At 58.5% G+C, this 18,044-nt stretch carries 19 protein-coding genes; 16 read left to right on the forward strand and 3 right to left on the reverse strand.

Going from position 1 to position 18,044, the window contains the following annotated elements; genetic code table 11:
• Positions 1–255 precede the first annotated feature (255 nt).
• From ACR0AZ_RS15415 to ACR0AZ_RS15425, 3 genes are all read left to right on the forward strand, one after another.
• Positions 256–1,410: a phosphoserine transaminase gene (locus ACR0AZ_RS15415; RefSeq protein ID WP_480471650.1), complete on the forward strand. Its 1,155-nt coding sequence runs from the start codon at positions 256–258 to the stop codon at positions 1,408–1,410.
• A 71-nt stretch (positions 1,411–1,481) separates the two neighbouring features.
• Entirely contained in the window at positions 1,482–3,077 is a 1,596-nt protein-coding gene (gene serA / locus ACR0AZ_RS15420; protein ID WP_480471651.1) for a phosphoglycerate dehydrogenase, read from the forward strand.
• A 122-nt stretch (positions 3,078–3,199) separates the two neighbouring features.
• Positions 3,200–3,928: a metallophosphoesterase gene (locus tag ACR0AZ_RS15425; protein WP_480667810.1), complete on the forward strand. Its 729-nt coding sequence runs from the start codon at positions 3,200–3,202 to the stop codon at positions 3,926–3,928.
• Between the two features lie 47 nt (positions 3,929–3,975).
• On the opposite strand, the gene ACR0AZ_RS15430 is transcribed toward ACR0AZ_RS15425, so the two are convergent.
• Positions 3,976–4,680 carry a GntR family transcriptional regulator gene (locus ACR0AZ_RS15430; protein WP_480667811.1) on the reverse strand — a complete coding sequence of 235 codons (705 nt, stop codon included), beginning with the start codon at positions 4,678–4,680 and terminating at the stop codon, positions 3,976–3,978.
• A gap of 26 nt (positions 4,681–4,706) precedes the next feature.
• Entirely contained in the window at positions 4,707–6,062 is a 1,356-nt protein-coding gene (locus ACR0AZ_RS15435; protein WP_480667812.1) for a formimidoylglutamate deiminase, read from the reverse strand.
• An 81-nt stretch (positions 6,063–6,143) separates the two neighbouring features.
• Between ACR0AZ_RS15435 and hutI the strand changes: the two genes are divergently transcribed.
• From hutI to ACR0AZ_RS15475, 8 genes are all read left to right on the forward strand, one after another.
• Positions 6,144–7,349, forward strand: coding sequence for an imidazolonepropionase (gene hutI / locus ACR0AZ_RS15440; RefSeq protein WP_480471655.1), 1,206 nt, complete (start codon positions 6,144–6,146; stop codon positions 7,347–7,349).
• Positions 7,346–8,881: a histidine ammonia-lyase gene (gene hutH, locus ACR0AZ_RS15445; protein ID WP_480471656.1), complete on the forward strand. Its 1,536-nt coding sequence runs from the start codon at positions 7,346–7,348 to the stop codon at positions 8,879–8,881. Before hutI ends, hutH begins: the two co-directional genes overlap by 4 nt.
• A complete protein-coding gene (gene hutG, locus ACR0AZ_RS15450) occupies positions 8,881–9,678 on the forward strand; it encodes an N-formylglutamate deformylase (protein ID WP_480471657.1) in 798 nt (265 codons plus the stop codon). Before hutH ends, hutG begins: the two co-directional genes overlap by 1 nt.
• Entirely contained in the window at positions 9,675–11,357 is a 1,683-nt protein-coding gene (gene hutU / locus ACR0AZ_RS15455; RefSeq protein ID WP_480667813.1) for a urocanate hydratase, read from the forward strand. The genes hutG and hutU overlap by 4 nt, the downstream gene beginning before the upstream one ends.
• Before the next feature lie 68 nt (positions 11,358–11,425).
• A complete protein-coding gene (gene serB, locus ACR0AZ_RS15460) occupies positions 11,426–12,304 on the forward strand; it encodes a phosphoserine phosphatase SerB (RefSeq protein WP_480471659.1) in 879 nt (292 codons plus the stop codon).
• Positions 12,305–12,344: 40 nt separating this feature from the next.
• Entirely contained in the window at positions 12,345–12,674 is a 330-nt protein-coding gene (locus tag ACR0AZ_RS15465) for an ArsR/SmtB family transcription factor (protein ID WP_480471660.1), read from the forward strand.
• Positions 12,662–13,090: an SRPBCC family protein gene (locus tag ACR0AZ_RS15470; RefSeq protein ID WP_480667814.1), complete on the forward strand. Its 429-nt coding sequence runs from the start codon at positions 12,662–12,664 to the stop codon at positions 13,088–13,090. The genes ACR0AZ_RS15465 and ACR0AZ_RS15470 overlap by 13 nt, the downstream gene beginning before the upstream one ends.
• A 22-nt stretch (positions 13,091–13,112) precedes the next feature.
• Entirely contained in the window at positions 13,113–13,433 is a 321-nt protein-coding gene (locus ACR0AZ_RS15475; protein ID WP_480667815.1) for a YciI family protein, read from the forward strand.
• A gap of 3 nt (positions 13,434–13,436) precedes the next feature.
• On the opposite strand, the gene ACR0AZ_RS15480 is transcribed toward ACR0AZ_RS15475, so the two are convergent.
• The gene (locus ACR0AZ_RS15480; RefSeq protein ID WP_480667816.1) at positions 13,437–14,435 is read right to left on the reverse strand and encodes an asparaginase; all 999 of its coding nucleotides are present in this window, start codon (positions 14,433–14,435) and stop codon (positions 13,437–13,439) included.
• Between the two features lie 181 nt (positions 14,436–14,616).
• On the opposite strand from ACR0AZ_RS15480, the gene ACR0AZ_RS15485 reads away from it, so the two are divergent.
• The 5 genes from ACR0AZ_RS15485 (at position 14,617) to ACR0AZ_RS15505 (ending at position 18,041) form a co-directional block, all read left to right on the forward strand.
• On the forward strand, positions 14,617–15,150 hold the full coding sequence (locus ACR0AZ_RS15485) for an invasion associated locus B family protein (protein ID WP_480667817.1): 534 nt from the start codon (positions 14,617–14,619) through the stop codon (positions 15,148–15,150).
• A gap of 170 nt (positions 15,151–15,320) precedes the next feature.
• On the forward strand, positions 15,321–15,491 hold the full coding sequence (locus tag ACR0AZ_RS15490; protein WP_480667818.1) for a hypothetical protein: 171 nt from the start codon (positions 15,321–15,323) through the stop codon (positions 15,489–15,491).
• 105 nt (positions 15,492–15,596) lie between these two features.
• Entirely contained in the window at positions 15,597–15,968 is a 372-nt protein-coding gene (locus tag ACR0AZ_RS15495) for a lysozyme inhibitor LprI family protein (RefSeq protein ID WP_480667819.1), read from the forward strand.
• 77 nt (positions 15,969–16,045) lie between these two features.
• The gene (rlmN, locus tag ACR0AZ_RS15500) at positions 16,046–17,230 is read left to right on the forward strand and encodes a dual-specificity RNA methyltransferase RlmN (protein WP_480471667.1); all 1,185 of its coding nucleotides are present in this window, start codon (positions 16,046–16,048) and stop codon (positions 17,228–17,230) included.
• A 367-nt stretch (positions 17,231–17,597) separates the two neighbouring features.
• Positions 17,598–18,041, forward strand: a complete 444-nt coding sequence (locus tag ACR0AZ_RS15505) for a cytochrome P460 family protein (protein ID WP_480667820.1) — start codon at positions 17,598–17,600, stop codon at positions 18,039–18,041.
• The last annotated feature ends 3 nt before the right edge of the window (positions 18,042–18,044 follow it).

Raw genomic sequence — 18,044 nt, forward strand, 5'->3', positions numbered from 1 at the left:
CGACAGAAACCTCATCTGCACATGCCCCCCCATGTCAGAATACGAAGAAGCCGCAGAATAATACAACAAAACCCCGCCAAAATCGGCGGGGTTTTTCGCCAATCGGAAACCGATGTTCTGATTTGAACCCCTTTTGCGTGTCGTTTTTACCCAGCGAAGCGTCTTTTTCGCTTGCTGCAGGTGCGAGCGCCCCATACGCCTGTGCGTGGGACACCCCTCCCCAACGAGGGGCGTGTATCTGGAAGGGTAATACAGATGACTATCGAACAACCGGCGACGCGGCCGGCAAATCCGCGTTTTTCCTCGGGCCCCTGTGCCAAACCCCCCACATTTGATCTGTCGAAACTGGCCGATGCTGCATTGGGTCGTTCGCACCGCGCGGCTGTAGGCAAGGACAAGCTGAAAGCGGCCATCGAAGGCACGCGTGAGGTTCTGGGCATTCCGGCGGACTACAAGGTCGGCATCGTTCCCGCCTCGGACACTGGCGCGGTTGAGATGGCCCTGTGGTCGCTTCTGGGCGAACGCAAGGTTGAGATGCTGGCTTGGGAGAGTTTCGGATCCGGATGGGTCACTGACGTAGTCAAACAGTTGAAGATCGATGCCGAGGTGAAAACCGCAGATTACGGTCAGATCGTCGATCTGGCTTCGGTCGATTTCGCCAATGATGTGGTGTTTACGTGGAACGGCACGACCTCGGGCGTGCGGGTTCCCAATGGCGATTGGATCGCTGATGACCGTCAGGGGCTGACCATCTGCGATGCAACTTCGGCGGCCTTTGCGATGGATTTGCCTTGGGACAAGCTGGATGTGACAACTTTCAGCTGGCAGAAGGTGCTGGGTGGCGAAGCGGCCCACGGGATGCTGATCCTGAGCCCCCGCGCGGTTGAACGGCTTGAGAACTATACGCCCGCTTGGCCGCTGCCGAAGATCTTCCGCCTGACCAAAGGCGGCAAGTTGATTGATGGTATTTTCACCGGCGCGACGATCAACACGCCCTCGATGCTGGCAGTTGAGGACTACCTGTTCGCGCTGGACTGGGCGCGTTCGGTTGGTGGGCTGCAAGGGCTGATCGCGCGTGCTGATGCCAATGCCGGTGCGGTGCACGCGTTCTGCGACCAAAACGACTGGATTGCCAATCTGGCTGAAGATGCGGCGACTCAGTCGAATACTTCGGTCTGTCTGAAATTCACGGACGCACGCATTCAAGACGGTGCTGTATTCGCAAAAGCTGTGGCGAAACGACTGGAAACCGAGAACATCGCGCTGGATATCGGCGCCTATCGCGACGCGCCTGCGGGCCTGCGTATCTGGTGCGGTGGTACGGTTGAAACCTCGGATATCGAGGCGATGCTGCCCTGGTTGGCCTGGGCTTTTGAGGCCGAGATCGCAGCGCAGTCGGCAGCTGCCTGACAAGAATTTTCGACGAAAATTCTGGGCCCGCCTGTGGCCCGGACCTTCCATATAATTCAAGGACCAGAGAAATGGCCCCCAAAGTACTCGTATCTGACAAGCTCAGCGAAACGGCTGTGCAAATCTTCCGTGATCGCGGCATTGACGTGGATTTCATGCCCGATCTGGGCAAGGACAAGGATAAATTGGCCGAGGTGATCGGTCAGTATGACGGCCTTGCCATCCGTTCGGCTACCAAGGTTACACCAACCATTCTGGAGCAGGCCGAAAAACTGAAAGTCATCGGCCGTGCCGGGATCGGTACTGACAATATCGATAAAGAGGCTGCGTCGAAAAAAGGTGTGATCGTGATGAACACACCTTTCGGCAACATGATCACCACCGCCGAGCATGCGATTGCGATGATGTTTGCAGTGGCACGGCAAATCCCCGAGGCCAGCACTTCGACCCATGCTGGCAAGTGGGAGAAGTCTAAGTTCATGGGCATCGAGCTGACCAACAAGACTCTCGGTGTAATTGGAGCGGGCAATATTGGCGGAATCGTTTGCGAACGCGCCTTGGGTCTGAAGATGAAGGTCATCGCCTATGACCCCTATCTGGGCGAAGAGAAAGCCGCACAGATGGGCGTGGAGAAGGTCGATCTGGACGAGTTGCTGGCTCGGGCCGATTTCATCACCCTGCACGTGCCGCTGACCGATCAGACTCGCAACATCCTGAGCCGTGAGAACCTCGCAAAGACCAAGAAAGGTGTGCGCATCATCAACTGTGCGCGTGGTGGTCTGGTCGATGAGGATGCGCTGGCCGAGGCGTTGCAATCCGGTCATGTCGCCGGTGCGGCCTTTGACGTGTTCAGCGAAGAACCCGCGAAAGAAAACGCGTTGTTCAACTTGCCCAACGTGGTCTGCACACCGCATCTGGGTGCTGCGACGACCGAAGCGCAGGAGAACGTGGCGCTGCAGGTGGCCGAGCAGATTTCGAACTATCTGCTGACCGGTGCGGTGGAAAACGCGCTCAACATGCCCAGCGTGACGGCCGAAGAGGCCAAAGTCATGGGCCCCTGGATCAAGCTTGCCGGGCATCTGGGTAGTTTCATCGGTCAGATGACAGACGAACCGATCAAGGCGATCAACATACTCTACGACGGTGTGGCCGCCGAGATGAATCTGGCCGCGCTGAACTGCGCGGTCGTCGCGGGGATCATGAAAAAGTTCAACCCCGAGGTGAACATGGTTTCTGCCCCAGTCGTCGCAAAAGAGCGGGGTATCCAGATTTCGACCACAAATCAGGACAAATCCGGCGCGTTCGAGGGTTATATCAAGGTGACGGTCGTCACCGAGAAGCGAGAGCGCTCGATCGGCGGCACCGTGTTCAGTGATGGCAAGCCACGCTTCATCCAGATCAAGGGCATCAATATCGATGCCGAGATCGGGGCGCATATGCTGTACACCACTAACGAGGACGTGCCGGGTATCATCGGTGCGCTGGGTCAGACGATGGGCGAGAACGACGTGAACATTGCCAACTTTACTCTTGGCCGGTCCGAGGCTGGGGGCGAGGCCATTGCGCTCCTGTATGTGGATGAGCCCGTTCCGGCAGAGGCGCGTGCAAAATTGGCTGAGACCGGCCTGTTCACTCAGATCAAACCGTTGGAATTTGACGTCGTTTGATACCGGCGGCTCGTTTATGATAACTATGGACGCCCGTGCCGGTTCCGGCGCGGGCATCCTCTTTTCAACGCGCTGATTTTGCGGCAGAACGGCTGCAGCTGCACCGGCCTAAGGGGAAAGAGATGACCAACCCAATTTATGCTATCGGTGATCTTCACGGGCGTGTCGACGAATTCGAACGTGCGGTGTCTCTGATCGAGAGCGATGGTGGCCCGGAGGCGGAGGTTGTTTTTCTGGGCGATTATGTAGATCGGGGGCCGGACAGCCGGGGCGTTCTGGATCGGTTGATTGCAGGGCGTGATGCGGGCAAGCGCTGGATCACACTGCTTGGAAATCATGACCGGATGTTTGCCTGGTTCCTTGAGGATATCCCGCGCCACGATCCACATTTGCTGGTCGGCTACCACTGGCTCCATGATCGTTTGGGGGGGATTGAGACTCTGCGCAGCTACGACGTGGTCTTTGAGCTGCAAACGCGGCTAGAGGATGTGCACGCGATGGCGATGGGTGTCGTGCCGGACGCTCATCGACTTTTTCTGCGCGGTTTGGTGATGATGCACCAGACACCGGATCTGGCCTTCGTGCATGCCGGAATTCGGCCCGGTGTGCCGCTGAATGCCCAGCAAGAAAGCGATTTGGTCTGGATCAGGCAGGCATTCCATGCACATCCCGGACCGCATCCGAAACTGATCGTGCATGGACATACCCCGGTAGATCGGGTGACGCATTATGGCCATCGGATCAATCTGGACAGTGGTGCGGGCTATGGCCGCCCGGTTGGCGTCACTGTGTTTGAAGGCGACATGTGCTGGGAACTGACGGATAAGGGGCGTGTATTGCTGAAGCCTTAGGTGCCAGCTCTTCGCGCTTCCTGAGGCAGATATGACACGGCTTGGGGTCAGAATTGCGTGGTCATTCGATACCCGGCAGAAAAATACATCTTGGCAAAGGTGACGGGGTGACCCTGCAGCCATGTGATGCGCTCGGCGGTAAAGACCGGCTCTCCTTCCGGCACGTCGAGGAAACCGGCGATCGTAGGATCGGCGCGGCTGGCCAGAAAGGTCAGTTCGACATTTGTGAAGGGCACGGTTTGCACCAACCAGTCATTGGGTCCGATTTTGCTGAAATCGGCTTGTTCCACCTTCGGGACACTCTCGATCACGATCCAGCGGTCCTCGAACTGAAACGGGGTATTGCCGGAGTAATGCATGCAGCGGACATGCATCACGCTTTGTTTGGGTTGCAGCGCCAACCGGGCGCTCAGCCAATCGGGGGCCATTTGTGCCCCCGATGAGACCAGTGCATAGCGATAGGTGCCGCCCATCGCTTCGACCTCATCCCGGATCAGCGGAATGGTAAAGCGCGCCTGCCTCTGCGGTGCGCTCAGGACTCGGGTTCCAGCTTTGCGGCGACGTTCCAGATAGCCTTCGTCTGCCAGCTCGCGCAGCGCGCGGTTTACGGTCGTGCGAGTGCACGAAAATTCGATCGCAAGCGCCTGTTCATTGGGCAGCAACGTGTCCGGCTGCCATTCGCCCGAACGAATGCGGCGCAGGACGGTTTCCTTGATGTCCTTATAGCTGGTGGTGTCGCTGCTTTGAGTCATGTCTAATCTGGTTATCGGGATATGAATCAAATGTCAGCCAACAGATCGGTCATCGCGCTGTGATAGGCGCCCAGGATGGCGTCACGGGCGATATGTCGACCGGCGCGCACCTGATGACGCCCTGCAGACCACAGATCAGTTACGGTGCCATCGGGTGCCGCGAAACACAAGCCATCGAACAACTGGTCATCGCGCAAGGTACACAAGGTCGGGTGGGCCCGGTCGATCGCCACTATGTCGGCCAGCTTACCGACAGCGATCTCGCCTGCCTGGCGGCCAAGGGCCTGCGCACCACCGCGTGCCGCGCCAGTATAGAGCCCATGTCCCACTGAGCCTTCGCCTGGGACAAGCACAGTACGCGCCTTGTCGCGCAGCCGCTGAGAGTATTCCAATGTCCGAAGCTCCTCGGGGAGCGAAATGCGCACATTAGAGTCTGATCCGACACCAAACGCGCCGCCATTTTCGATATAGACCGCGCCGTTGAAAATGCCGTCACCCAGATTGGCCTCGGTAATCGGGCACAACCCGGCGACCGCCCCCGAGCGTGCGAGCGCGCTCGTCTCAGCATCAGTCATGTGGGTGGCGTGAATGAGGCACCAGCGTGCGTTGACCTCGACATTGTCCAACAACCATGCAACCGGGCGCTGGCCGAGCGCGGCCTCGACATCGGTAACCTCTTGCACCTGTTCCGAGATATGGATGTGAACCGGGCCCTGAGGTGTCTGTGCCAGCACATTTTTCAGATCATCCGGCGTTGTTGCCCGCAGGGAATGCGGCGCGATGCCAATGTGGCTGTCCATATGGGGCAGGGTGGATCGGCATTCATCCACCAGACGTAGAAACTGATTAACATCATTACCAAACCGCAGCTGGCCTCCGACCAATGCCTCCTGCCGGACCCCGCCATAGGTGTAGAGGACGGGCAGATGCGTCAGACCGATCCCGGTCTGGTCGGCGGCTGCGAATATACGCTGGCTCAGCTCGGTCAGCTGCGCATAGGGCGCGCCGCCCGGTTGATGATGGACATAGTGGAACTCTCCGACCGAGGCATAACCGGCCTCCTGCATCTCCATGAAGACGAGCGCAGCGATGGCTTCGATCTGCTTAGGCGTCAGACGATCCAGAAAGCGATACATCAGGGTGCGCCATGTCCAGAAGCTTTCACGCCCGGCAGCGCGTACTTCGGTCATTCCGGCCATGGCACGCTGAAATGCGTGGCTGTGCAGGTTTCCCAGCGCAGGCAGCAGAACGTCGACACGGGTGTCGTTGGGTTGTGCCACGCTCTGCGGTTCAAGCGAGGTTATCCGCCCGTCGGTGATTTCGACCCGCAGATCGCGCACCCAATCCGAGCCTAACAAGGCGGTCTTAGCATGAACCGTCATGGCATTTCCAGTTTGTGTAGACTTTACATTAATACACGTATACGAAAAAACCAAGCGCAGGGGGAGCCCAAAAGAATCGCCATGACGAAAAAAACCATTCTTCGCAGCAAGCACATTGCCACCATGCAAGCCGGGCATCCTTATGGATTGATCGAAGATGGTGCGGCGGTCGTTGAAGGGGATCGTATTGTCTGGGTTGGGTCGTGGTCCGAGCTCCCGCAATCTTACGCTGACCTGTCCTGCACCGATTTTGGTGACCGCCTGATCACACCGGCTTTGATCGATGCCCACACACACGTGGTCTTTGGTGGCAATCGCGCCGCTGAGTTCGAGATGCGTTTGAACGGTGCAACCTACGAAGAAGTCGCGCGTGCAGGGGGCGGTATTCTATCGACGGTCAACGCCACCCGCGCTGCGTCGGAAGGGGCCTTGCTCGCAGGCGCTCTGCCGCGTGTGGACGCCCTGCTGGCCGAGGGCGTGTCTTGTATCGAGGTCAAGTCCGGCTATGGGCTTGATACCGACACTGAACTGCGCATGCTGCGCGCTGCGCGAGGGATTGCGCAGGAACGGCCTGTTCGCGTTCAGACCAGCTTTCTCGGGGCGCATGCGATCCCGCCCGAATATGCCGGGCGTGGTGATGCCTATATCGAAGAGATCTGTATTCCGACCCTGCGCGCGGCCCATGCCGAAGGTTTGGTAGATGCGGTCGATGGGTTCTGTGAGGGCATTGCCTTTAACCCGGCACAGATCGAGCGCGTTTTCCAGGTCGCGAGAGAGCTGGGCTTGCCGGTCAAGCTGCATGCCGAGCAGTTGTCCAACCTGGGTGGTGCCAAGCTGGCGGCCTCATACGGTGCCATGTCTGCCGATCACATCGAATACCTCGATGCCGAAGGGGTTGCGGCCATGGCGCAGGCGGGCACGGCTGCGGTTCTGCTGCCCGGGGCCTTCTATACGCTGCATGAAACCCAACTGCCCCCGATCGAGGCGTTGCGCGAACAGGGTGTTCCGATGGTGCTGGCCACCGATTGCAACCCTGGCTCATCGCCGCTGACATCGCTGCTGTTGACGATGAACATGGGATGCACCCTGTTCCGCCTTACGCCACAAGAGGCACTTGCAGGCGTGACTTGCAACGCTGCGCGCGCCCTGGGTCTGAACGATACCGGTGTGATCACCGCCGGGCTGCGCCCCGATCTGGCGGTCTGGGATGTTACGCATCCTGCTGAACTGTCCTATCGTATCGGCTTCAATCCTCTGCACACTCGCATATTCGGAGGTCTGCAATGACGCCCTTATCCCTCGTTCCGGGTCAGGTTTCGCTGGCTCAGCTTGAGGAAATTTATTGGTCCGAGGTTCCGATCTTGCTGGATGCCTCATGCCGACCCAAAGCCGAGGCCGCAGCGGCGCGCATCGCGCAGGCGGCGCAAGGGTCTGACCCGGTTTACGGAGTGAACACCGGGTTCGGCAAGCTGGCCAGCCACAAGATCGCGGCCGAGGATACCTCGACCCTGCAGCGTAATCTGATCCTCAGCCATTGCTGCGGTGTTGGTCCGTCCGTACCGCGCCGGCTGGCGCGGCTCATGATGTCGCTCAAACTGCTCTCGTTTGGGCGCGGCGCATCTGGCGTACGCTGGGACTTGATCGAGCTGCTGCAGCAGATGCTGGCGCGCGGCGTCACGCCTGTGATTCCGGCACAGGGTTCGGTCGGGGCATCCGGCGATCTGGCCCCATTGGCGCACATGACGGCGGTCGTGATCGGTGAAGGTGAGGCCGAGGTGAACGGCGTGGTTCTGCAGGGGGCCGAAGCGCTCAAATCCGTTGGGTTAGAGTCGATTCAGTTAGGACCCAAGGAAGGGTTGGCCTTTATCAACGGCACCCAGTTTTCGACCGCTTATGCGCTGGCTGGCCTGTTCGAAGGCTGGCGCGCGGCGCAGAATGCTTTGGTGGTATCAGCGGCCTCAACCGATGCGATCATGGGGTCGACTGCGCCTTTGCAGCCGGAAATCCACGCCCTGCGCGGTCATCGGGGCCAGATTGAGGCCGCCGCTGCCATGCGCGCGGCGCTAGACGGGTCGGAAATCCGCGAAAGCCATCGTGACGGCGATACACGCGTGCAGGACCCATACTGCATCCGCTGCCAGCCGCAGGTGACGGGTGCGGCCATGGATGTGATCCGGCAGGCCGCGTCGACGCTGGTGATCGAGGCGAATGCGGCCACAGACAACCCATTGGTATTGACTGACCCCGAGGCGATTGTCTCGGGCGGGAATTTCCATGCCGAGCCGGTAGGGTTCGCCGCCGACATGATCGCGCTGGCCCTGTCCGAGATCGGAGCGATTGCCCAGCGTCGCATTGCCCTGATGGTAGACCCGGCGCTCAGCTTCGATCTGCCGCCGTTCCTTACCCCGCAACCGGGCCTGAACTCGGGCCTGATGATTGCCGAAGTCACCGCCGCCGCACTGATGAGCGAGAACAAACATCTGGCCAATCCGTGCGTGACCGACAGTACGCCCACCTCGGCCAATCAGGAGGACCACGTCTCGATGGCCGCCCATGGCGCGCGGCGATTGGCGCGGATGGTCGAGAACCTGAACTATATTCTTGGGATCGAGCTGCTCTGCGCTGCACAAGGCGTTGAATTCCGCGCACCTCTGCAAACCAGCGCGCCGCTGCAGCGTGTGATCAGCCGTTTGCGGGCCGATATCCCGTCGCTGGCCGAGGATCGCTATCTCGCGCCTGAACTGGAGCAGGTGCGTACCCTGATCGCCGATGGGGCCGTTCTGCAGGCGTCCGAAGTGTCGATGCCGGGATTGGTCTGATGCAGGTGTTTGAGGTTCAAAGGGGGGATGGCCCCATTGTTCTGGGCCAACCACATGGCGGAACCTATGTGCCACCAGAAGTTGCTGAGCGGCTGAATGCAAACGGGCTGTCCCTGAAAGATACGGATTGGCACATAAACAGGCTCTATGATGGGCTATTGCAGAATGCGACCGTGGTGCAATCGCATGTTCATCGCTATGTGATCGACTGCAACCGCGACCCGTTGGGCGTGTCCCTGTATCCCGGTCAAAATACAACAACTCTGGTGCCTTTGACCGACTTTGACGGGCAGCCGATCTGGAAAGATGGGCAAGAGCCATCTGCGGATGAGATCGAAGCGCGCCGCCAAGCCTATCATGCGCCATATCACGCGGCGTTGGAGGAAGAGTTGCAGCGGGTCAAAGCCAAGCATGGTTTTGCGATCCTGTTCGACTGCCATTCGATCCGCAGCCGAATTCCCTTTCTGTTCGAAGGCACCTTGCCCGATCTGAATATCGGCACGGATGGCGGCGTAACCTGCGCGCCTGAAATCGAGTCTATTACGAACGAATTTGCTGCGTCTTCACCCTTTAGCACGGTCTTGAATGGCCGCTTCCGAGGGGGGTGGACCACCCGCCATTATGGCCGCCCTGCCGAAGGGATGCATGCGATTCAGATGGAACTTGCCCAATCGACCTATCTGACCTCGGAAGCTGCACCTTGGGCCTTTGACGACAATAAGGCGACACGTCTGCGCCGCTGGCTATACGACATTCTGGACGCCATCCAAGACACTGCATTGGAGCTAACGCCATGACCGACCCTCGCAAGAACACCCGTGATGTTTTCCCCCCGACCGGCCCTGAGCTGAACGCCAAAAGCTGGGTGACCGAGGCACCGTTGCGGATGTTGATGAACAACCTGCACCCCGATGTAGCCGAAAACCCGCATGAGCTGGTGGTCTATGGCGGCATCGGACGCGCGGCGCGGACATGGAAGGATTTCGATACTATTGTGGCCGGTTTGAAGGATCTGGAGGAGGACGAAACCCTGATCGTTCAGTCCGGTAAGCCCATCGCCATCATCCGTACACATAAGGACGCGCCGCGTGTGCTGATTGCGAATTCCAACCTCGTGCCGCATTGGGCAACCTGGGATCATTTCAACGAGCTCGATAAGAAGGGCCTGATGATGTACGGCCAGATGACCGCTGGTTCGTGGATTTACATCGGCACGCAGGGCATCGTTCAGGGCACTTATGAAACCTTTGCCGAAGCTGGCCGTCAGCACTACGACGGCGATCTGACCGGTAAGTGGATTCTAACCGGGGGGCTCGGCGGCATGGGTGGCGCGCAGCCGCTGGCTGCAGTGTTTGCGGGGGCGTGCTGTCTGGCGGTCGAGTGCAACCCGGACAGTATCGATTTCCGTTTGCGCACCAAGTACCTCGACGAAAAAGCCGAAACGCTGGACGAAGCGCTTGAGATGATCGACCGCTGGACCAAGGCGGGTGAGGCGAAATCTGTTGGCCTGTTGGGGAATGCCGCTGAGGTCTTCCCTGAAATCTACCGTCGTATGTCCGAGGGCGGCATGCGCCCGGATATCGTCACCGATCAGACCAGCGCCCATGACCCGATCAACGGCTATCTGCCTTTAGGGTGGTCTATGGCGCAGTGGCGCGAGAAGCGCGAAACAAACCCTAAATCGGTGGAAAAAGCCGCGCGCGCTTCGATGAAGCAGCATGTGGCGGCGATGGTCGATTTCTGGAACGCGGGCGTTCCGACGCTGGATTACGGCAACAACATTCGCCAGGTGGCGCAGGACGAGGGGCTTGAGAATGCCTTCGCCTTCCCCGGTTTTGTCCCCGCCTATATCCGCCCGCTCTTTTGTAAAGGCATTGGCCCGTTCCGCTGGTGTGCGCTGTCAGGCGACCCCGAGGATATCTATAAAACCGACGCCAAGATGAAGGAGCTGTTTCCCGAAAATGAGCATCTGCATCGCTGGCTGGACATGGCGCAGGAACGCATCGCGTTTCAGGGTCTACCTGCGCGTATTTGCTGGATCGGGCTGGGGGATCGGCATCGTGCTGGGCTCGCTTTCAACGAAATGGTCGCCAATGGAGAGTTGAAAGCACCGGTTGTCATTGGGCGCGATCATCTGGATTCGGGTTCGGTCGCCAGCCCCAACCGTGAAACTGAGGCCATGCTTGATGGCTCGGATGCGGTGTCGGATTGGCCGTTGCTGAATGCTCTGATCAATACTGCCAGTGGCGCGACATGGGTGTCGCTGCACCATGGCGGCGGTGTGGGAATGGGCTTCAGCCAGCACGCCGGTGTGGTGATCTGCGCCGATGGTACTGACGATGCCGCGCGGCGGCTGGAGCGGGTACTGTGGAACGACCCCGCCTCAGGCGTGTGGCGGCACGCGGATGCAGGGTACGAGATCGCGAAAGATTGCGCACGGGAACATGGGCTGCGTCTGCCGGGTATTCTGGGTTAGGTCAAACTGTCTCTGGCGAAACATCGACCCCTGCGATATCTCGCAGGGGAACTTGCCGGAGATCGAATATGTACGTAGCCACCCTGCTGACCAATCCGAATGCGCCGACGCTCGAACAGGCTTTGGTCGAGTCTCTGCGCAATGCCTGGGGCGGGGGCGATGCTATCTGGCTGAGCCCCGATGAGGCGGCCGAGTTTTCCATGCCCGAGATGCCGGATAACCGATGGGATGTCTGGGCGGATCTTCAGCAGGTCGGCGTAGATCTGGTGGTTCAGCCATCAGAAGGGCGCCGCAAGAAAATGTTGCTGGCCGATATGGACAGCACGATGATCCAGCAAGAGTGCATCGACGAATTGGCCGATGAAGCAGGCGTCGGTGAACGGGTCAAGGACATCACGGCGCGCGCGATGAATGGTGAGCTGGACTTCGAAGGCGCGCTGACCGAGCGTGTGGGCTTGCTGAAAGGGCTGGACGAAAGCGTTATCTCCAAGGTGCTGAACGAACGGATCACGCTGATGCCCGGCGGCAAAGTGCTGTTGGCGACGATGCGGGTGAACGGGGCCTATGCCGCATTGGTATCGGGCGGATTTACGGCTTTCACCGCACGCGTTGCTGCGCAGTTGGGCTTTGATGAGAATCGGGCCAACACTTTGCTGGCCGAAGACGGCAAGCTGACCGGTGATGTACAACGACCCATTTTGGGACGGCAAGCCAAGATTGAGGCGTTAGAGCAGATCTCGACCCGTTTGGGCATTGCTGAAAGCGATGTGATTGCCGTGGGTGACGGGGCCAACGATTTGGGCATGCTGGGCCGGGCAGGGACCGGTGTGGCGCTGCATGCCAAGCCCTCGGTTGCGGCCGAATGCGATGTCAGGGTCAATCACGGCGATCTGACGGCGCTGCTTTATCTGCAAGGATACGGCCGTTCCGATTTCGCCGCAGCATAACAGGGTTTTCATTATTTAACATTTGTGTTAAATAATAGTCATGAGCACGCTTCTGACCAGTTTCTCCGCATTGTCTGATGCCACCCGGTTCTCGATTGTCGAGCAACTGATGGATCAGGGAGAGTTGCCTGCCGGTGATCTGATTGAGGGGCGCGGCATCTCCGGTGCCGCGATATCACGCCATCTGAAGGTACTGCGCGAAGCCGGGCTGGTGCAGCAGCGTGTGCAGGGCACGCAACGGATGTATTCCATCCGCCCCGAAGGCCTGCGGGCCATTGCTGACTGGACGATCTCAAAACGGCAATTCTGGGAGAGCAGCCTCGATCGCCTCGGTGAAATTATCGAAAGGGAGAATTCATGGCCGACCTGAAACTGGAACGGGAATTTCCCGTCAGCCCCGATGACCTGTTTGCATGGGTCAGCGATGGTGCAAAACTGTTGCAATGGTGGGGCCCTGAAGGGATCCACGTGACCGAGCACAATCTGGATTTTTCCCGCATCGGGCCGTGGTTTTCGGTCATGGAGAACAGCGAGGGTCGGACATATAAGGTTTCTGGTCATGTAACCCATGTTGATCCGCCAAAATCGGTTGGACTCACCTGGGCTTGGCATGACGATCAGGATCAACGCGGAGCTGAAAGCCACGTCACCTTTTCCGTGGCGGCCACGGAATCCGGGTCTCGATTGACTCTGGATCACCGGGAACTGGCGGATGCCGAAGCAGCTTCAAACCACAATCAGGGTTGGACATCGTCGCTGCGTAAGCTGGAAGCGCAAGCGAAGTAGGTTTTCATCAGGGAGGAGAGATATGCCCCAATATTTGTTTGTCTATCACGGGGGACATACCCCAACTGACCCCGCCGAGGTCGAAACCACCATGGCCGCATGGGGCGCGTGGTTTCAGAATATGGGTGAAGCGTTGGAAATTCCGGGCAACCCGGTGGGTCAGTCTTACACCGTGAGCAGCAGCGGCGTTGTCGACAATGGCGGCGCGAACCCGGCTTCGGGATTTACGGTCATCAAGGCCGACAGCATTGATGCCGCGACCGAGATGGCCAAGGGCTGTCCAATGGTGGTGAATGGTTCGGGCTCGGTCGAGGTGGCCGAGGTGCACGAGATCGAGATGTGAGCCTTAGCCGGGGAAACCCGGCGCTGGTTTGATCACACCACATTCCAGCCCGCGGCGGCTGTATTGCGCGGCGTTCATGAATTTGCAGGTGGCCGGGTGATCGGCCTCCAGCACGCCAAGGCTGACCAGAATGGCGGCAATGGCGCATTCGCTGGCGCGGGTAGTGCCATCGGTGATCTTAAGCGCGACGCCCATGCGTTTTTCGGGGATGATGGCTACAAAGACGGCCTCAGCCCCGGTTTTGATTGCGGCACGACCATTCATGGCGCGCATAAGCTCAGTGCAGGCGCGGTTTTCGCCTGCGACCAGTTCAGGGTGCTGCATCATAGCGGCCGTTAACTGCTGAGCGGCATCACTTGCCCGGTCCGACCGGTCGGCTGCGGATGCAAACCAGGCCATCGAGCGGGCCAGTCCCACCAGAGAGGTGGCGAAGTTCGGGGCCGAGCATCCGTCGATTCCATAACAAGGGCTGGTCTCGCTAGTGGTTTCTTCAAAAGCAGAGAGGCAGGCTTGCTGAACCGGATGGTCGATCTCAAGATATTCGGGGCCGGCCCCCATATGCTGCGCAACGGTCAGGAAGCCGCAGTGTTTGCCCGAGCAATTGTTATGAATCTGGCACGGCGTGTCATCGGCCAAAATCAGCCCGTCCCGCGCGGCCATGTCTTGCGGCTCTTGCGGACCGCAACGCAGGTCGGGCTCAGCCAGACCAAGATGATTCAACCATGCCGAGACGCGGTCCGTATGGATATGCGCACCACTATGTGAGGCACAGGACAGCGCCAGATGTTCGGAAGTCAGGCCGTATTTCGCTGCGGCACCCGAGGTGATCAGAGGCATTGCCTGTATCATCTTGGCTGAAGATCGGGGATAGATTACCGCCTGCGGATCGCCCCAGCTTTGCACGATCTGACCGGCATCGTTACAGATCACCGCGTGGCCCAGGTGCAGGCTTTCCAACAACGGTCCGCGCCATAGTTCTGTCATCGTTACCGGTTGTGTCATCGTGGTCTCCGATCCATGCGCAAAAAACTGCCAATCGCCCTTTCGCCTGTGGCGAAACCTGCGTTAGTGTGTGTATGTCGACAATCATCGGGATACGCAACTTATCAAGGACGAGCCGGGCAGAGCTCGCGAGCCGATTCCGATGGGTATGAGGTATAGGTCGGGCTAGGAGGCTGAAGAGATGGGATCAAAGCTCGTTCGCGTGATCGCGGGCCTGTGCATGGCAGGAATGGCGACAACGACGTTTGCGCAGCAGGCAACAAGCACAAATCGCGTTGCAGCAAAAACTGATTGGAGCGTATTCGTCGAAGAAGATCCAACCGAATGCTGGAGCGTTTCGGCGCCGAAGGAAACGGTGAACACGCGCGGTGGTCGTGTCGTGTCGGTACGGCGCAGCGATATCCTGCTGTTCGTCTTCTACCGCCCGAACGCTGAGGTTAAGGGCCAGGTTACCTTTACAGGCGGCTATCCATTTGCATCTGGTTCGACCGTCAATCTGGTTGTGGATGGCAGCGAGTTTGAACTTTTTACCGATGGCGAATGGGCATGGCCTGCAACGGCCTCGGACGATGCCAAGATCGTCACGGCGATGAAACGGGGCAGTGAAGCGGTATTGACCGCCCGCTCGGAACGCGGAACGCAGACCAAGGATACATTCTCGCTGCTGGGCTTCACCGCCGCCATCGAGGATGCCGAAAAGCGCTGCACGAACTAAGCGACTTACATGTCCAAGCTGTAAACCCCGCCACTCGGCGGGGTTTTTTGATTTTACCCTCTTTTCGTCAAAGGTTTACGCGACGTCCCCTCACATAAATTGATCCCGATCAAAGCCTGACGGCCCGGCTTCTGAACTAATTGGTTCAGACAGAACAGTGGGAGACACCAATGACTTTGAAACCCTACCTTGCCGCGCTCTTGATGGTATCCGCAGCGTTTCTGACGGCCTGTGAGAAGCAATCGGACACATATCCGATTACGGGTGAGCAATGCGCGCCGGAAGACCCGGTGCAAACTCTGGATGCCGGGGATTGTTACATCCCGCCGGCAGTGAACTGACCTGAAAGGGCCGCAGGCGAACCGTTCCTCTGCGGCTCTTTTGTTCTAATCCGCGCTCTGTGTTAGGCATTGGTGGAATATAGTCACCACCAGAGAGGTCGACCGATGCGTTGGATTCTGATCCTGTTTCCCTTTGCTGCGCTGGCAGATCCGACGATGGAATGTTCGGAAGCCGGTTCTCAGGTTGAAATCGGGGCTTGCGTCTCGGAAATGGAAGAGCGTGTGGAGGCCGCGATCGAGGCCAGCTATTCCCTCGCAATGCAGGCAGCGACGGAGTTGGATGACGTCACCGGTCGCGTTGTCGCCCAGCCAGCGCTGGAAGCGGCACAGGATGCATGGACCGACTACCGGGATACGCAGTGCGATGCGGTTGGCGCTTCGTTTGGTGGCGGGTCGGGTACGGGCATCGCCATTACCGCTTGTCGTGTTGATCTTGGCCGCGCCCGTGTAGATGAATTGCTGCAGTTTGCGAACTGAAGCACGATTCCTTTTGATCTTTGCGCGCGTTCCTATATAGAGGCGCATCCCAAGCCAGAATCCATTGAGATAGCCACATGTCGCCCAAAGCGCCGATCACTCAAGACGTCATGACCATCCCCCGCAAATTGCCTGAGGGGAAGGTGAACCTTGTTGGCCTGACCCGTGATCAGTTGCGCGAGGTGCTGATTGAACATGGCACGCCTGAGAAGCAGGCAAAGATGCGCACCGGTCAGATCTGGCAATGGATCTATCAATGGGGTGTGCGCGATTTTAGCGAGATGACCAACCTCGCCAAAGCCTACCGTGCGCAACTGGCCGAGAATTTCGTGATCGAAATTCCCGAAGTGGTGACCCGTCAGGTGTCTGAGGACGGTACCCGAAAGTATCTGTGCCGCATCGCGGGTGGGCACGAGGTCGAGGTGGTGTATATCCCCGAAGAGGATCGCGGCACGCTGTGTATCTCGTCTCAGGTAGGCTGCACGCTGACCTGTTCCTTTTGCCACACCGGCACGCAGAAACTGGTGCGCAATCTGACAGCGGCTGAAATCGTTGGTCAGGTGATGATGGCCCGTGATGATCTTGAAGAATGGCCGACCCCGGGCGCGCCCAAGGATGAAACCCGCCTTCTGTCGAACATCGTTCTGATGGGCATGGGTGAGCCGCTGTACAATTTCGAAAATGTCCGCGACGCCATGAAGATCGCGATGGACCCCGAAGGGATATCCCTGTCGCGCCGCCGGATCACGCTTTCGACTTCGGGCGTTGTGCCGGAAATCGCGCGCACCGCCGAGGAAATCGGTTGTCTGCTGGCGATCTCGTTCCACGCCACCACGGATGAGACCCGCGACGTGCTGGTCCCGATCAACAAGCGTTGGAACATCGAGGAGCTGTTGCAGGCGCTGGCCAGCTATCCCAATGTCTCGAATTCGGAACGGATCACGTTTGAATATGTGATGCTGGACGGTGTGAATGACAGCGACGAGGACGCGCACCGGCTGATCGCGCATATCAAGCGCCACAACATCCCGGCCAAGATCAATCTGATCCCGTTCAACGAATGGCCCGGCGCGCCGTACAAACGCAGCTCGAACAATCGTATTCGGGCTTTTGCGAACATCATTTATCAGGCGGGCTATGCCTCACCTATCCGCAAGACGCGGGGCGAGGATATCATGGCTGCCTGTGGTCAGCTGAAATCAGCGACCGAGCGCGCCCGGAAATCGCGTAAGCAAATTGAATCCGAGGCCGGATTGGGCTGAATTGTCAGAATTAATGTGAACATTGTGCTTTAATTTGATATGATTGTTCACGTATTGGCGGGGATGGAAGCTCACCACTACACACAAGGCGGTGAGTCTGCGATCCGGCTCATGGCAAGTTATTGTAAGCGCGCTATCCTCTATTTTGAGGCTTAACGCGGCGTTCAGGCAAAACCGTTTATCGGATGGGCCAGGTAAAATGTTTGAAAACCAAAGGTATCTTGTCGGCACGACATTATTATTATCTGTGCTGACAACCGGCGCATTAGCGCAGAGTACGGATCAAGAAGCGCATTTGGCGATCGAGAATCCGGCTGATTTGTCGAAAGATGAAGCACGAGATCACTATCGTTCTCTCACAAAGCGCATGTCGCGTGGCTATGCGGCGGCGCAGCTTGGTCTGATCCTAAACTATCAAAGCTGGCCTCTGTTCAACGATGCGCCCTATATCTCGGCCACCCATGGGCAGCGCTATGTGAACAGCTATGCCAACCGGATGGCGCATAACTACGGGACCTTGACCGAGGGCGAGGTGCTGCCCGTCGGCTCCGTACTGGCCAAGGACAGCATGACCGTGACAGATGAGGGCAATGTTCATCCCGGTGCTTTGTTCGTGATGGAGAAGCTGGCTGCAGGAGCAAACCCTGAAACTGCCGATTGGCGCTATATCATGGTGATGCCGGACGGATCGTTGTTCGGCGATACGATGGGATTTCGCGCAGCGTCGGTGGCCTATTGCCATGACTGCCACGAAGCCGTTGCGGACCGCGACTATACATTCTACGTCCCCGAAGAGTACCGCACCGAATAACCT

The sequence above is a fragment of the Ruegeria sp. BE3 genome (assembly GCF_056538865.1).

Bases quoted from the DNA above. Each gene is read 5' to 3' on its own strand.
- ACR0AZ_RS15415 (WP_480471650.1), top strand. From the start codon at position 256: ATGACTATCGAACAACCGGCGACGCGGCCGGCAAATCCGCGTTTTTCC.
- serA (WP_480471651.1), top strand. From the start codon at position 1,482: ATGGCCCCCAAAGTACTCGTATCTGACAAGCTCAGCGAAACGGCTGTG.
- ACR0AZ_RS15425 (WP_480667810.1), top strand. From the start codon at position 3,200: ATGACCAACCCAATTTATGCTATCGGTGATCTTCACGGGCGTGTCGAC.
- ACR0AZ_RS15430 (WP_480667811.1), bottom strand. From the start codon at position 4,680: ATGACTCAAAGCAGCGACACCACCAGCTATAAGGACATCAAGGAAACC.
- ACR0AZ_RS15435 (WP_480667812.1), bottom strand. From the start codon at position 6,062: ATGACGGTTCATGCTAAGACCGCCTTGTTAGGCTCGGATTGGGTGCGC.
- hutI (WP_480471655.1), top strand. From the start codon at position 6,144: ATGACGAAAAAAACCATTCTTCGCAGCAAGCACATTGCCACCATGCAA.
- hutH (WP_480471656.1), top strand. From the start codon at position 7,346: ATGACGCCCTTATCCCTCGTTCCGGGTCAGGTTTCGCTGGCTCAGCTT.
- hutG (WP_480471657.1), top strand. From the start codon at position 8,881: ATGCAGGTGTTTGAGGTTCAAAGGGGGGATGGCCCCATTGTTCTGGGC.
- hutU (WP_480667813.1), top strand. From the start codon at position 9,675: ATGACCGACCCTCGCAAGAACACCCGTGATGTTTTCCCCCCGACCGGC.
- serB (WP_480471659.1), top strand. From the start codon at position 11,426: ATGTACGTAGCCACCCTGCTGACCAATCCGAATGCGCCGACGCTCGAA.
- ACR0AZ_RS15465 (WP_480471660.1), top strand. From the start codon at position 12,345: ATGAGCACGCTTCTGACCAGTTTCTCCGCATTGTCTGATGCCACCCGG.
- ACR0AZ_RS15470 (WP_480667814.1), top strand. From the start codon at position 12,662: ATGGCCGACCTGAAACTGGAACGGGAATTTCCCGTCAGCCCCGATGAC.
- ACR0AZ_RS15475 (WP_480667815.1), top strand. From the start codon at position 13,113: ATGCCCCAATATTTGTTTGTCTATCACGGGGGACATACCCCAACTGAC.
- ACR0AZ_RS15480 (WP_480667816.1), bottom strand. From the start codon at position 14,435: ATGACACAACCGGTAACGATGACAGAACTATGGCGCGGACCGTTGTTG.
- ACR0AZ_RS15485 (WP_480667817.1), top strand. From the start codon at position 14,617: ATGGGATCAAAGCTCGTTCGCGTGATCGCGGGCCTGTGCATGGCAGGA.
- ACR0AZ_RS15490 (WP_480667818.1), top strand. From the start codon at position 15,321: ATGACTTTGAAACCCTACCTTGCCGCGCTCTTGATGGTATCCGCAGCG.
- ACR0AZ_RS15495 (WP_480667819.1), top strand. From the start codon at position 15,597: ATGCGTTGGATTCTGATCCTGTTTCCCTTTGCTGCGCTGGCAGATCCG.
- rlmN (WP_480471667.1), top strand. From the start codon at position 16,046: ATGTCGCCCAAAGCGCCGATCACTCAAGACGTCATGACCATCCCCCGC.
- ACR0AZ_RS15505 (WP_480667820.1), top strand. From the start codon at position 17,598: ATGTCGCGTGGCTATGCGGCGGCGCAGCTTGGTCTGATCCTAAACTAT.